The following is a 13,205-nucleotide window of genomic DNA, read 5'->3' on the forward strand; positions in this document are numbered from 1 at the left end:
AGGCAGTTCTAGCAGGGCGGCGTTGAAAAACGGCCAAAAGAGACGGTAAGCGAAACGCCAAAGAGAAGCGTTAACAAAGTGTCAGGCTTGCACAGGCAACTGCTTCAGCTGCGTGAGGTTTGATTCAGGCGCGCTGCGCGCGCGCGGAATGGCCGAGCGCGACGAACACGGTGCGCACGATGCCGGCCGCGTCGAGCCCGGCATCGGCATACATTTTTTCCGGCTTGGCGTGGTCGGTGAACTCGTCCGGCAGCACCAGCGGCCGAACTTTCAGACCGCTTTCCAGCAAGCCTTCATGGGCGAGGAACTGCAGCACGTGGCTGGCGAAACCGCCGACAGCCCCCTCTTCCACCGTCACCAGCACTTCGTGCGAGCGGGCGAGACGGCGGATCAAATCCTCGTCCAGCGGCTTGGCGAAACGGGCGTCCGCAACCGTCGTCGAAAGCCCTGCCGCGCCGAGTTCCTCGGCCGCCAGCAGACAGTCCTGCAGTCTTGTGCCAAAGGACAGAAGCGCCACCTTGGTGCCTTCCCTGACGATGCGGCCCTTGCCAATTTCGAGCACCGAGCCGCGCTCCGGCATGTCGACGCCGACGCCATTGCCGCGCGGATAGCGGAAGGCGATCGGGCCTTCGTCATAATAGGCGGCGGTGCGCACCATGTGGCGAAGCTCCGCCTCGTCGGCGGCCGCCATCACCACGAAGCCCGGCAGCGTCGCCAGGAAGGTGGTGTCGAAGGCGCCGCAATGAGTGGCGCCGTCGGCGCCGACGAAACCGGCGCGGTCGATCGGGAAACGCACCGGCAGTTTCTGGATCGCCACATCATGGACGACCTGATCGTAGGCGCGCTGCAGGAAGGTCGAATAGATGGCGGCGAAGGGCTTGTAGCCCTCGCTGGCGAGGCCGGCGGCGAAGGTCACGGCATGTTGCTCGGCAATGCCGACATCGAAGGTCCGGGTCGGAAACGCTTCGCCGAACAAATCGAGGCCGGTGCCGTTCGGCATGGCGGCGGTGACGGCGACGATACGTTCGTCCAGGCGGGCTTCCTGGACCAGGCTTTCGGCAAACACCTTGGTGTAGGCCGGCGCATTGGCCGGGGCCTTGGTCTGCGCGCCGGTGATGACGTCGAACTTGTTCACGCCATGATATTTGTCGGCCGCAGCCTCGGCCGGCGCGTAGCCCTTGCCCTTCTGGGTCACGACATGGATCAGCACCGGACCGTCGGCATGGTCGCGGACGTTCTTCAGCACCGGGATCAGATGCTCGAGATTGTGGCCGTCGATCGGGCCGATATGGTAGAAGCCAAGCTCCTCGAACAGCGTGCCGCCGGTGACGTAGCCGCGCGCATGCTCGACCGCCCGCTTGATGGCGCGATCGGCACGCTTGCCGAGATAGGAGGTCAGTTTCTTGCCGAAGTCGCGCAGGCCAAGATAGGTCTTGCCAGAGGCAAGCCGCGCCAGATAGGCGCTCATGGCGCCGGTCGGCGGCGCGATCGACATGTCGTTGTCGTTGAGAATGACGATCAGGCGAGCATCGAGCGCGCCGGCATTGTTCATGGCTTCATAGGCCATGCCGGCAGACATGGCGCCGTCGCCGATGACGGCAATGACATTGTTGTGGCCGCCGGAGAGGTCGCGCGCCATGGCCATGCCGAGGCCGGCGGAAATGGAGGTCGAGGAGTGCGCGGCGCCGAACGGGTCGTATTCGCTCTCGGCGCGACGGGTGAAGCCGGACAGGCCGCCCTCCTGGCGCAGCGTGCGGATGCGGTCGCGGCGGCCGGTCAGGATCTTGTGCGGATAGGCCTGGTGGCCGACATCCCAGATCACGCGGTCTTCCGGCGTGTTGAAGACATAGTGCAGCGCCACCGTCAGTTCGACGACACCGAGGCCGGCGCCGAGATGCCCGCCCGTATGCGAGACGGCATCGATCAGCTCGGCGCGCAGCTCCGAGGCCAGCTGCGGCAGCTCGCTTTCGTCAAGCTTCTTCAGGTCGGCTGGAATGCGGACCTTGTCGAGAAGCGGCGTATGCAGCGTTGCGTTCACTGTTAAAGGGCCTGCTCAGCTATGATGCGCGTCGATCATGGCGAAATATGCCTGCGTCGCCGGAATGTAAATGCGTGTCAGTGACGCGGGTGATGCTGACGTTAATTGTCCGGTAACGGAATGAACTCTTCCTCGTCTCCGGGAACGATATCGAAGCGGCCCGTCTTCCATTCCTGCTTGGCCTGTTCGATGCGTTCCTTCGACGACGAGACGAAGTTCCACCAGATGTGGCGCGGGGAGCCGAGCGAAGCGCCGCCGAAGAGCATGAAATGGGCGCCGCGCTCGGACGACACGACGATCTCGTCGCCAGGCCGGAACACCAAAAGCCGTTCGGCCGGAAAGCGGTCGCCCGAGATCGAGACATCGCCGTCCAGCGTGTAGATGGCGCGTTCCTCGGCGTCGGCGGGAATTTTGACGCTGGCGCCGGGCGCCAGCCTCAGATCGGCGTAGAGCGTCTCGGTGTCGGCTCTTACCGGCGAGCGCAGTCCCTGGAAATCGCCGATCACCACGCGGCCGGAAACACCTTCGGCGTCGATCTCGGGCAGAAGGAGCGCGGCCGTGTTCTCGAACACCGGCGTCACTTCCTCCTTGCCGTCGGGCAAAGCCAGCCATGTCTGCAGGCCGGAGACCGACATCGGCGCGCCGCGCAGTTCTTCGGGCGTGCGCTCGGAATGGACAATGCCGCGGCCGGCGGTCATCAAATTCACGTCGCCGGGCTGGATGACCATCTCGGTGCCGAGCGAATCGCGGTGCCTGATATTGCCGTCGAACAGATAGGTGACGGTGGAAAGCCCGATATGCGGGTGCGGGCGCACATCCATCGCCTGGCCGGCGCGCAAGATCGCCGGCCCCATGCGGTCGAAGAAGATGAAGGGACCGACCAGCCGCCGCTTTGCCGTCGGCAGAGCGCGACGAACCTGGAAGCCGCCAATGTCCTTGGCGTTTGGAATGACCATGAGCTCGATCTGGTCGCTGGCGAAGGCATCGCCAGGCTCAGGGTCCTTGCCGGGGAAGAAACTCATCTGGATGTCCTCAGGCGAAGCGGAGCGCCGATTTGGCTTTTGCCTTGGCCGCCACCTCCTCACGATTGCGCGGATGATGCGTGGTTTCCAGCGAATGCAGCAATTCATGCGCCGATTCGGCGATCGCCTCGACGGCACGGTCGAAGGCTGCCTGGTTGCGCTGCGAGGGGCGCGTCGTTCCGCTCAGTTTGCGCACGAATTGAAGGGCGGCGTCGCGGATCTCGTCATGGGTCGCCGGCGGCTCGAAATTGAACAGGGTCTTGATGTTTCTGCACATGCTTGAACTCCTATCTGCTTTATGCCCGCCCCATTCCACTACTCCGCGTCGAGCGGCTCCGTTCCCACCGGTTTGCCATCACGCGACAGCCTGATCTTCTCGACCTTGTCTTCGGCCGCCTTCAGCAGCCGGTCGCAATGGGCCTTCAGCGCCTCGCCGCGCTCATAGATCTTGATCGATTGGTCGAGCGGCACGTCGCCGCGTTCCAGATCATCGACGATCTTTTCCAGCGCGTCGAGTGCCTGCTCGAAGCTCATCGCCTTCACGTCTTCATTTGCTTCGCCAGCCATACTTTACCCCTTCATCAGCCGCCCGACATGGGCGGCGACCGAAAATGCCAGTCCCTGCAGATCGTAGCCGCCCTCAAGCAGGCTGACGAGCCGGTTGCCGCTGTGGCGCCCGGCGCGTTCCAGCAACTGGCCTGTCGCCCAGTCGAAATCGTCCTCGCTGAGGTTGATCTCGGCCAGCGGGTCGCGATGGTGAGCGTCGAAGCCTGCGGAAATGATGATCAGATCGGGCGCGAAATTGTCGAGTGCCGGAAGGACGCGCGACAGCAAGGCATCGCGAAACATGTCCGAGCCGGTCTGCGGCGCCAGCGGCGCGTTGACGATGTTGCCGGCGCCGGTTTCGTTTTTAGCCCCGGTGCCGGGATAGAGCGGCATCTGGTGCGTCGAACAATAGAGCACCGAGGGATCGTCCCAGAAAATGTCCTGCGTGCCATTGCCGTGATGCACGTCCCAGTCGACGATGGCGACACGCTCGGCGCCGTGTTTCTTCTGCGCGTAGCGGGCCGCGATCGCCGCGGTGTTGAACAGGCAAAAGCCCATGGCCGTGGTCTTTTCGGCATGATGGCCGGGCGGACGCGCGGCGACGAAGGCATTGGCAACGCTGCCCTCGAAAACATCGTCGACGGCAGCGTTGGCCGCACCGATGGCAGTGACCACCGCCTGCCAGCTTTTCGGGCTGGCGCTCGTGTCGGCGTCGATCGAGGCAATGCCGCTTTCAGGGATCGCGGCGCGGACGCGGGCGACGAAATCCTCGGGGTGGGCGTAGAGGATTGTGGCCTCGTCGCCTTGCGGCGCCGTTACCCGATCGAGTGCGGTGAAGGCCTCGTCGTCGAGCACGCGCTCGATAGCGCGCAAGCGGTCCGGCCGCTCCGGATGACCGGGGGGCGTCAGATGTTCGAGGAAGATCGGATGGGTGTAGAGCCTGGTGACCATGACCCGATATAGGCGCGCCCGGCCGCTTTGACCATGGTTTGACGCCGCACCGCCCCGACGTTCAACAGGGATTACACCCCGGGCGCCGGCTGCGTCCAGCGCGAGCCGCCGAAGGAGGCCAGCGCCTTATCCCTGAGTTCCCTGAACTTGGACGACCCCTCGGCCAGCCGCTGGTCCCATTCGGCGTTCGGCACCTGGCCTTCGATGGTCTTGAAATAGACCTGCATCAGGCAGGCTATGGCGAAGGGTTCGATGAAGGCCGCCTTGAAGGCCCAGGCAAGGAGGATGGCGAGCACGAAGGCCCAGCCGCCGAGCTGCCCCGGAATGAACCACATGATGGCGGCGGCCGGCGCCAGCATCAAAAGGAAGATGACCAAGGACACACCCCACATGATGACCGCCAGCCAGATGGCGTTCTTGACCATGGTCTTGCCGTTCTGGGCGTAGAGCACGACGCCTTGCCGGGCTGTCTCGAAGGGCGATGATGAATTGATGCGGATGTTGTAGCCGAGGATGATCTCGTCGACATAGGTCAGCGACAGGCGGATGACCGTATTGATGAAAGCGATCAGGCCGCCGAGACCCGGAATGGGCAGGAAGGCGGCGATGCCGCCGATCAGGCCGGTGATGGCGCGGATGGCGCCCTTGACCAGCTGGTCGACCACGAAAAGGATGTTGGCCTCGGCGAAACGCTCCTTCACCACGTCCTTGGCGTAGGCGATCTGGTCCTGCCCATTGGGAACGTCCCGGCCATCGATCAAATGGACCATGACGGCGATATGGCCGGCCTTGACGACATAGAGGATGTATTCGCGGATCCAGTACAGCGCGATCGAAACGACGCCGATGCCGACGATGCCGCCCCAGAGCGCAAAAGACAGCGGCCCGTCGGGATCGGTGGAGATGTGGCCGACGCCATAGCCGACCGAGGCGCCGCTGCCGGTCGCCACGATGTAGGCGAGCGTAATGCCGAAATAGACGATCATGCGAAAGACGATGAATGGCCATGTCCTGATCATGATGGACACCGACCTGCCGATTTCGAAATCCCACATGCGCCCGAATCTCCCCTCAGAGATGGACGGCGAGGATGAACCCGGGCCGGGAATTGTCAATCTCGGCAATGCCGGGGATCGGCTGGCGAGATTTCAGACCGGCTGCGAGTCCTGCTTTTTAAGCAAGCCTTCAAGCAACTGCTGGAAGGCCGCCACCACGGTCTTCGACGTGGCTTCGGGGTCGTTCGAATTGGCGATGCGCTGTGCCGCCTGGCTGCTGGCGCCGTTGATCAGCCGGGCGGCGGTTTCGGGGTCGACGCCGGGGACGACCACCCCCTCCTGCTGCAGAGCCGTCAGATGATCGGTCATTGAACCGACGCAGGCATTGGCATTCGGCCATTGCGCCGGATCGCCGAGCACAGCCGGACCGTCGCGAAACATGATGCGCTGGATTTCCGGCTCCAGCGCCATCTCGATATAGGTCGTGCATTCGTCGACGAAACGCTGCCAGCGGCTTGGCGCCCGCGACGCAATCTCATGGATGCGGACGGCCATCTCGCCATCGATTTCGGCGATGACAGCCTGCAGCAGGCCCTTCTTGTCGCCGAAATGATGGTAGAGCGCGCCGCGGGTCAGCCCGGCCGAGGCGGTGAAGTCGTCCATCGACGCCTCGGCATAGCCGATTGTGCCGAAAGCGTGGCGGGCCGCCGTGATCAGCTTGGCGCGCGTTTCGGCAATCATCTCCTTGCGGGGTCTGTGCATGGTTCTGGCCTTATTCACATACGCTTCGTATGCCAATTGACATACGCGGCGTATCGACTACCTATATTCATACGGACCGTATGTAATTGTCGAATTGGCCTTTGTCGAGGAACCAGCCATGCAAAACCCATACTCGGAAATCTTTGGTGCCCCTGGAGCCAAGGGGTTTGCCGCCGCGGGCTTCCTCGCGCGGCTGCCGATCGCCATGGCGCCGATCGGCATCGTGGCCATGCTCTCGCAGACGCGTGGCGAATACTGGCTGGCGGGAGCTGTCTCGGCGACGTTCGCGCTGAGCAACGCTTTCGTGGCGCCGCAGATATCACGGCTGGTCGATCGCCTCGGCCAGACGCGGATCGTGATTCCGACCACCATCCTCACCGTGCTCGCCTTCGCGGTGCTGATTGCCGCAGCCAATCAGGACTGGCCGGTGTGGACGCTGTTTGTGTCGGCACTGGCGGCCGCCGCCATGCCCAGCATGCCGGCGATGGTGCGCGCGCGCTGGACCGAGATTTTTCGCGGCCGGCCGCAGATGAACACCGCATTCGCCTTCGAATCGGCGGCGGACGAACTCGTCTACATTGCAGGCGCATCGCTGTCGGTGGGCTTGAGTGCCGCTCTGTTCCCGGAAGCCGGTGTCCTGGTCAGCACGCTGTTCCTCGCCCTTGGCTCGGCAGCCTTCATCCTGCAGCGTTCGACCGAACCACAAGTGCGGCCGGTGGACCATGTCTCGAGCGGCTCGGCAATCCGGCTCAGGCCGGTGCAGATCGTCACCTTCGCCCTGATCTTCGTCGGCGCCACCTTTGCGACGACGGAAGTGAGCACGGTGGCGATCACCAAGGAACTCGGCCAGCCGGGCGCCGCCAGCCTCGTCATCGGCGTCTATGCGCTGGGATCGTTCGTGCTCGGCCTCGTCGTCGGTGCGCTCAACCTGAAAGCGCCGCTGCAGCGCCAGTTGGCCCTCGCGGTCGCCCTCGTTGCGCTCGGCACATTGCTGCCGCTCACCGCCGACACGGTGCCGCTGCTGGCGCTGACCGTTTTCATCAGCGGCGTGGCGATCTCGCCGACCTTCATCACCGCCTTCGGCCTGATCGAGCGGCACGTGCCGGAAGCGATGCTGACCGAAGGCATCACCTGGGTGATGACCGGCATCGGCATCGGCATGGCGCTGGGTTCGTTTGCCGCCGGCGCGGTGGTGGATGAGTTCGGCGCCAGGAACGGGTTCTGGGTCTCGGTGGCGGCCGGCGTCATCGCATTGGTCACGGTGTTGCTGGGCCAGCGCAGCCTGGCCACCCACACATGCGAGCTGGACGGATGCGACGCGGCCGCCGTTCCCGCGGAGTAAGGACGCGGCCTGACGTTCGCTTTGGAGACCACCGCAAACGTTCGGAATTAGGTGAGGCCTCTGGCGTCGTCATCACGGAGCGACGCGAAGCGAAGCGCAGACCCGAGGACCCATTCCGTTACCTTGACCGAAGGGTGCAGCGGAGCAGAATTCTGCACCGTTGCAACGCGTCGAAGTCACGGCATGGGTCCTATGTCTGCGCCGCGTCGCTTCGCTCCTTGCTTCGCCATAGGATGACGACCGCGGAAAGGCTTCGGCCAATCACAAACGCATGTGACCTGCCCGCGCAATCCTTCCGACGCGCCATCCACCTGAGAAACTAGATAATCTCAGTTTTCGCGATGTGAATCCCAAAGCCTTCAAGCCCGACATAGTGGCGCTCGCGCGAGGCGATCAGGTTGATCGAGGAAATGCCGAGGTCCTTCAGGATCTGGGCGCCGAGGCCGATTTCTCGCCACTCGTTCTCACGGCGGCGGGCCTCTTCGTGGTCCTCACGGTCGGCACTCATCGGCCGGTTGCGCTCCTGATGGGCGACGCCGACCGAACCCTCTCGGAGGTAAACGATGACGCCGCGCTTGCGTTCGCCCATCGCCTTCATAATGGCGTCGAGCCGGTGGCTGGTGCCGAACACGTCGGTCACCACATCCTCGGAATGCAGCCGCACCGGGACGTCCTCGCCGTCACGGATGTCGCCGAAAACGACCGCGACATGGTGCATGGAATCCCAAGGCAGCGTGTAGGTGAAGACCTGCGCCTTGCCGCCGAGTGTGTCGATTTCGGAGCAGGCGACGCGTTCGACCAGCGTTTCCTTGCGCTGCCGGTAGGCGATGAGGTCGGCGACCGAGACCTGCTTGAGGCCGTGTTCCTCGGCAAAGCTCGCCACCTGCGGGCCGCGCTTGACGGTGCCGTCGTCATTGACCAACTCCGAGATCACGCCAACCGGCGGCAGGCCGGCAAGTTTGCACAAGTCAACCGCGGCTTCGGTATGGCCCGAGCGCATCAGCACGCCGCCTTCCCTAGCGATCAGCGGGAAGATGTGGCCGGGCCGGACGAAATCCGAACCGCCGACATTGCCGTTGGCCAGGTTGCGCACGGTCAGCGTGCGGTCCTCGGCCGAAATGCCGGTGGTGGTGCCATGCTTGAAATCGACGCTGACGGTAAAGGCCGTGGTGTGGGCGGAATCATTGTCGGCGACCATCGGCTGCAGATTGAGCCGCTTGGCCTCCTCGCGCGGCATCGGCGTGCAAACGATGCCGGAGGTGTGACGGATGATGAAGGCCATTTTCTCCGGGCTGCAATGCACGGCGGCAACGATCAGGTCGCCCTCGTTCTCACGCCCGTCATCGTCCATGACGACGACGATCTCGCCGCGCTCGAAGGCGCGGATGGCTTCGACGATTTTCTTCTGATCGTATGGCATTGGCTCGCTTCGCTCGCAGGGAATAGAGGTTGGGCAGTAGGAGTTAGGGAAGGAAGGACGGGCTGGCCTATTACCTAATCCCTACTGCCTAATCCCCGGCCTGTCTGTCCCCGGTGCCGCAGATAATGGTCGGCGATGGCGCAGGCAACCATGGCTTCGCCGATCGGCACGGCGCGGATGCCGACGCAGGGGTCGTGGCGGCCCTTGGTCATGACGTCGACGTCGTTGCCGTCCTTGTCGATGGATTTGCGCGGCGTCAGGATCGACGAGGTCGGCTTGACGGCGAAGCGGGCGACGATCGCCTGGCCGGTCGAGATGCCGCCCAGAATGCCGCCGGCATTGTTGGACAGGAAGACCGGCTTGCCGTCATTGCCGATGCGCATCTCGTCGGCATTCTGTTCGCCGGTGATGCGCGCGGCCTCGAAGCCGTTGCCGATCTCGACGCCCTTGACGGCGTTGATCGACATCAGGCCGGACGCGATGTCCTGGTCGAGCTTGGCATAGATCGGCGCGCCAAGGCCGGCTGGCACGCCGTCGGCGACGATCTCGATCACCGCGCCGACCGAGGAGCCTGATTTGCGGATGCCGTCGAGATATTGCGTGAAGACGGGAACGGACGCCGGATCGGGGGTGAAGAACGGGTTTTCGGCGTCACCGATGAAATTCCAGTTCCAGTTGGCGCGGTCGATGGATTTCTCGCCCATCGAGACCAGCGCGCCGCGCACCACCATGCCGGGCACCACCTTGCGCGCCAAGGCGCCGGCCGCCACGCGAGCGGCGGTCTCACGGGCCGAAGAACGGCCGCCGCCGCGATGGTCGCGCAGGCCGTATTTGACGTCATAGGTGTAGTCCGCATGGCCGGGGCGGTACTGGCGGGCGATCTCGCCATAGTCCTTGGAGCGCTGGTCGACATTCTCGATCAGCATCGAGACGGGCGTGCCGGTGGTGATCATCGACTCGCCGTCCTCGTCGAGGATGAAGCCGGACAGCACCTTCACCTCGTCCGGTTCGCGGCGCTGCGTCACAAAACGTGACTGGCCGGGGCGGCGCTTGTCGAGTTCGGCCTGGATTTCGGCCCGTGTGAAGCGGATGCCGGGCGGGCAGCCGTCGACGACACAGCCGAGCGACGGGCCATGGCTTTCGCCCCAGGTGGTGACGCGGAAGAGATGGCCGAACGTGTTGTGAGACATGAATTTTAGCCCTGCCCGGCAGCGGACCGGATCAAAGGTGCGTTCTATTGGCGTTTTCCACAGCGGTCAAACTGTGATCCGGCGGTTTTAGTTTTGACACATTCGGTTGGTTTCTGCTCTCTTCCATCCGCCCGTTGAAAGCTCGCCGCCATCCGTGCAGGCGCAATGACAAAGAGGACGACGATGCGTACCCTGATTGGCGCTGCTGCCGCCATGTTGCTGATTTCCACCGCCGCCTATGCCGGCCAGACCGAAGGCCTGATCAAGAAGGTCGACAAGGACGCGCTGACGCTGACGCTGGAGGACGGCAAGTCCTTCAAGCTCAACGCCGAGACCGATCTCGATTCGCTGAAGCCGGGCATGGATATCGTCATTGCCTATGACGTGACGAATGGCGAGAACGTCGTCACCGACATGGAACTGCCCGACACCGAGTAACACCGACGCCGAACAGGGTCTTGCCGCTCGGCGGAGCCCTGCCCGGATAAACAGGACGGTCGTCCTGTTTATCTGCTCCAACCTAAAGCCAATCCAGACGCCCGTCCTGCAGCCTGAGCACCCGGTCCTGCCGCACTTCCAGGTTTGCCGCTTCGTGTTCGGGAACACCTTCGACCATCCTGAACAGGGTCCGCACGACGCCACCATGCGTGACGCAGACCGTCTGGCGGTCGAGCGCGTCGAACCACGGCTTCACCCGTTCGAGCAGCATCTGGTAGCTTTCGGCGCCCTCGCCCGGCGGCTGGAAATTCCATTTGTTGCGCCGTCGCGCCTTCGCCGAGCCCGGCATTCGCGCGTCGAGTTCGGCATAGGTAAAGCCCTGCCAGTCGCCAAAGTGCACCTCGACCAGACGCGGGTCGGTGCGGTAGGCATCGGGATCGAGCTGCATCGCCAAGCGCAGCCGCTGCATCGTCTCGCGCGTCCGCTTCATCGGGCTGGCGACAAAGTCGAAATCCTCAGGGTTCTGGATCAGTTCGGCCAGCCGCCGTCCATTGCGGGTCGCCTGCTCGCGGCCGAGCGCGTTGAGATCGGTGTCGGCCTGGCCCTGCAGCCGCGACTCGGCATTCCACTGCGTCTGGCCATGGCGCACGATGTAGACGAGCGGAACCATCAGGTCTTCCGGAAATCAGGACAGGCGGGCGGAAACCGCGGCAGAACTATTCCTTGACGGTCGAAATATCCGGCGCGTCGACCGCCTTCATGCCGACGACGTGATAGCCGGAATCGACATGGTGCACCTCGCCGGTGACGCCACGCGACAGGTCCGACAGGAAATAGACGGCGGAATCGCCGACTTCTTCCTGGGTGACGGTCTGCTTCAGCGGCGAATTGTATTCGTTCCACTTGAGGATGTAGCGGAAGTCGCCGATGCCCGAAGCAGCCAAGGTCTTGATCGGCCCGGCCGAGATGGCGTTGACGCGGATCTTCTTGCCGCCGAGGTCGACGGCGAGATAGCGCACGCTGGCTTCGAGCGCGGCCTTGGCGACACCCATGACGTTGTAATGCGGCATGACCTTTTCGGCGCCATAATAGGTCAGCGTCAGCAGCGAGCCGCCATCGGTCATCAACGCTTCGGCGCGCTTGGCGATGGTGGTGAAGGAATAGACCGAAATGTCCATGGTGCGCAGGAAATTGTCGCGCGTCGTCTCGACATAGCGTCCGGTCAGCTCGTCCTTGTCGGAAAAAGCGATGGCATGGACGAGGAAGTCGAGCTTGCCGCCCCAATGCTTGGCGACATTGGCAAACACCTCGTCGAGGCTCGCCGGATCGGTGACATCGCAATGACCGGCGACAAAGGCGCCCAATTCCGCAGCCAGCGGCTCGACGCGCTTCTTGAACGCCTCGCCCTGATAGGTCAGCGCGATCTCGGCGCCATGGTCGACGCAGGCCTTGGCGATGCCGTAGGCAATCGATCTGTTGTTGGCGACGCCCAGTATAAGGCCGCGCTTGCCGGCCATAAGGCCCTGTCCACCCGCCATGTCAGCGCTCTCCGAAAGATTTTCTGCTTTGGAGTGCCTATCGCACAGGCAGAAAGGCGCATCAAGCGCAGACGGACGGCGCGTTCAATTCAGACACTCGGCATGAACAACGAATGGGGGATAATAACGTTGTTGTGAGATTTGAACGCCTCACTGCGGCCAGCGCGCCTTGACGGCCCAGGCCGGCCGACCAGCCGAATCGGCTGGCCGGCACCGCATCGGCTCTATCCAGCCATTTTGCGCCAGGGAATGAGCATTCCCACCTGCTTGCGGTAGAGGCGGTACTGATCGCCAAACATCGCGACGAGATCGCGTTCCTCGAGGAAGATGCCGAGCAGGATGTAGCCGGTGCTGCCCGCCGCGAACAGAAGATGGCCCCATGTCATCGACGGCGTCGCCCAGAAAGCCAGGAGAAAGCCGACATAGAGCGGGTGCCGGACCCATTTGTAGAACAGCGGCGTCCTGAATACGGGCGGCGCCGGTTCGCTCTTGCGCAAAGCCGCCAAGACCTGGCGCAGGCCGAACAGTTCGAAATGGTTGATCAGAAAGGTGCTGGTCAGCAGAACCGCCCAGCCGAGCCAGAACACGCCATGGATGACGGCGACCCACACCGGGTTCTCGACCGTCCAGACGGGACCGGGGATCGGCCGCCATTGCCAGTAGAGCAGCAGCAGGATGAGGCTGGCCAAAAGCACATAGGTGCTACGCTCGGCCGCGTGCGGGACAATCCGCGTCCACCAGCGCTTGAACGCCGGCCGCGCCATGATGCTGTGCTGGGCGGCGAAAAGACCGAGCAGCAGCGCGTTGACGATGATGGCTTCGACCGGACTTCCAGCTACGCCTGAATCGATCGATTTCGGCACGACCATGTTGCTGACAAAACCGACCGCATAGAGAAACGAACCGAGAAAAATCAGGTATGCGGCAACGCCGTAGATAAGGGTGATTACGCCCGCCATGACT

At 63.5% G+C, this 13,205-nt stretch carries 14 protein-coding genes; 2 read left to right on the plus strand and 12 right to left on the minus strand.

The genetic code is table 11. The annotated features are described in order from the left end of the window. Nucleotides 1-124: 124 nt before the first annotated feature. The 7 genes from dxs to NKH54_RS09640 all read right to left on the minus strand — a co-directional run bounded on the left by dxs (nt 125) and on the right by NKH54_RS09640 (nt 6,314). On the minus strand, nt 125-2,038 hold the full coding sequence (gene dxs, locus NKH54_RS09610; protein WP_023685414.1) for a 1-deoxy-D-xylulose-5-phosphate synthase: 1,914 nt from the start codon (nt 2,036-2,038) through the stop codon (nt 125-127). Between the two features lie 101 nt (nt 2,039-2,139). After that, the gene (locus tag NKH54_RS09615) at nt 2,140-3,060 is read right to left on the minus strand and encodes a pirin family protein (RefSeq protein ID WP_352597346.1); all 921 of its coding nucleotides are present in this window, start codon (nt 3,058-3,060) and stop codon (nt 2,140-2,142) included. A gap of 10 nt (nt 3,061-3,070) precedes the next feature. Then, the gene (locus NKH54_RS09620; RefSeq protein ID WP_023668432.1) at nt 3,071-3,337 is read right to left on the minus strand and encodes a DUF2277 domain-containing protein; all 267 of its coding nucleotides are present in this window, start codon (nt 3,335-3,337) and stop codon (nt 3,071-3,073) included. A 38-nt stretch (nt 3,338-3,375) separates the two neighbouring features. After that, nucleotides 3,376-3,627 carry an exodeoxyribonuclease VII small subunit gene (locus NKH54_RS09625; protein WP_023668433.1) on the minus strand — a complete coding sequence of 84 codons (252 nt, stop codon included), beginning with the start codon at nt 3,625-3,627 and terminating at the stop codon, nt 3,376-3,378. Between the two features lie 3 nt (nt 3,628-3,630). Further along, nucleotides 3,631-4,557 (minus strand): histone deacetylase family protein, encoded by a 927-nt coding sequence (locus NKH54_RS09630; protein WP_023685412.1) that lies wholly within the window; start codon nt 4,555-4,557, stop codon nt 3,631-3,633. A gap of 71 nt (nt 4,558-4,628) precedes the next feature. Further along, the gene (locus NKH54_RS09635) at nt 4,629-5,612 is read right to left on the minus strand and encodes a hypothetical protein (RefSeq protein ID WP_353028104.1); all 984 of its coding nucleotides are present in this window, start codon (nt 5,610-5,612) and stop codon (nt 4,629-4,631) included. Nucleotides 5,613-5,705: 93 nt separating this feature from the next. Next, entirely contained in the window at nt 5,706-6,314 is a 609-nt protein-coding gene (locus tag NKH54_RS09640; protein WP_023685410.1) for a TetR/AcrR family transcriptional regulator, read from the minus strand. Nucleotides 6,315-6,432: 118 nt separating this feature from the next. Here NKH54_RS09640 and NKH54_RS09645 point away from each other — a divergent pair, with 118 nt between their 5' ends. Further along, nucleotides 6,433-7,656 (plus strand): MFS transporter, encoded by a 1,224-nt coding sequence (locus NKH54_RS09645; protein ID WP_353028105.1) that lies wholly within the window; start codon nt 6,433-6,435, stop codon nt 7,654-7,656. 319 nt (nt 7,657-7,975) lie between these two features. Here NKH54_RS09645 and ribB read toward each other — a convergent pair whose 3' ends face one another. Then, nucleotides 7,976-9,076, minus strand: a complete 1,101-nt coding sequence (gene ribB, locus NKH54_RS09650) for a 3,4-dihydroxy-2-butanone-4-phosphate synthase (protein WP_023668438.1) — start codon at nt 9,074-9,076, stop codon at nt 7,976-7,978. A gap of 74 nt (nt 9,077-9,150) precedes the next feature. Next, nucleotides 9,151-10,266, minus strand: a complete 1,116-nt coding sequence (gene aroC / locus NKH54_RS09655; protein ID WP_352886437.1) for a chorismate synthase — start codon at nt 10,264-10,266, stop codon at nt 9,151-9,153. 183 nt (nt 10,267-10,449) lie between these two features. On the opposite strand from aroC, the gene NKH54_RS09660 reads away from it, so the two are divergent. Further along, a complete protein-coding gene (locus NKH54_RS09660) occupies nt 10,450-10,704 on the plus strand; it encodes a DUF1344 domain-containing protein (protein ID WP_023685405.1) in 255 nt (84 codons plus the stop codon). Between the two features lie 82 nt (nt 10,705-10,786). On the opposite strand, the gene NKH54_RS09665 is transcribed toward NKH54_RS09660, so the two are convergent. The 3 genes from NKH54_RS09665 to mddA form a co-directional block, all read right to left on the minus strand. Then, a complete protein-coding gene (locus NKH54_RS09665) occupies nt 10,787-11,374 on the minus strand; it encodes a histidine phosphatase family protein (protein ID WP_353028106.1) in 588 nt (195 codons plus the stop codon). Between the two features lie 46 nt (nt 11,375-11,420). Continuing rightward, nucleotides 11,421-12,242, minus strand: a complete 822-nt coding sequence (gene fabI, locus NKH54_RS09670) for an enoyl-ACP reductase FabI (RefSeq protein WP_023727494.1) — start codon at nt 12,240-12,242, stop codon at nt 11,421-11,423. Between the two features lie 224 nt (nt 12,243-12,466). Beyond that, nucleotides 12,467-13,201 carry a methanethiol S-methyltransferase gene (gene mddA, locus NKH54_RS09675; RefSeq protein ID WP_353028107.1) on the minus strand — a complete coding sequence of 245 codons (735 nt, stop codon included), beginning with the start codon at nt 13,199-13,201 and terminating at the stop codon, nt 12,467-12,469. Nucleotides 13,202-13,205: the final 4 nt, after the last annotated feature.

Source organism: Mesorhizobium sp. M1004, assembly GCF_040318795.1.
GTDB lineage: Bacteria > Pseudomonadota > Alphaproteobacteria > Rhizobiales > Rhizobiaceae > Mesorhizobium.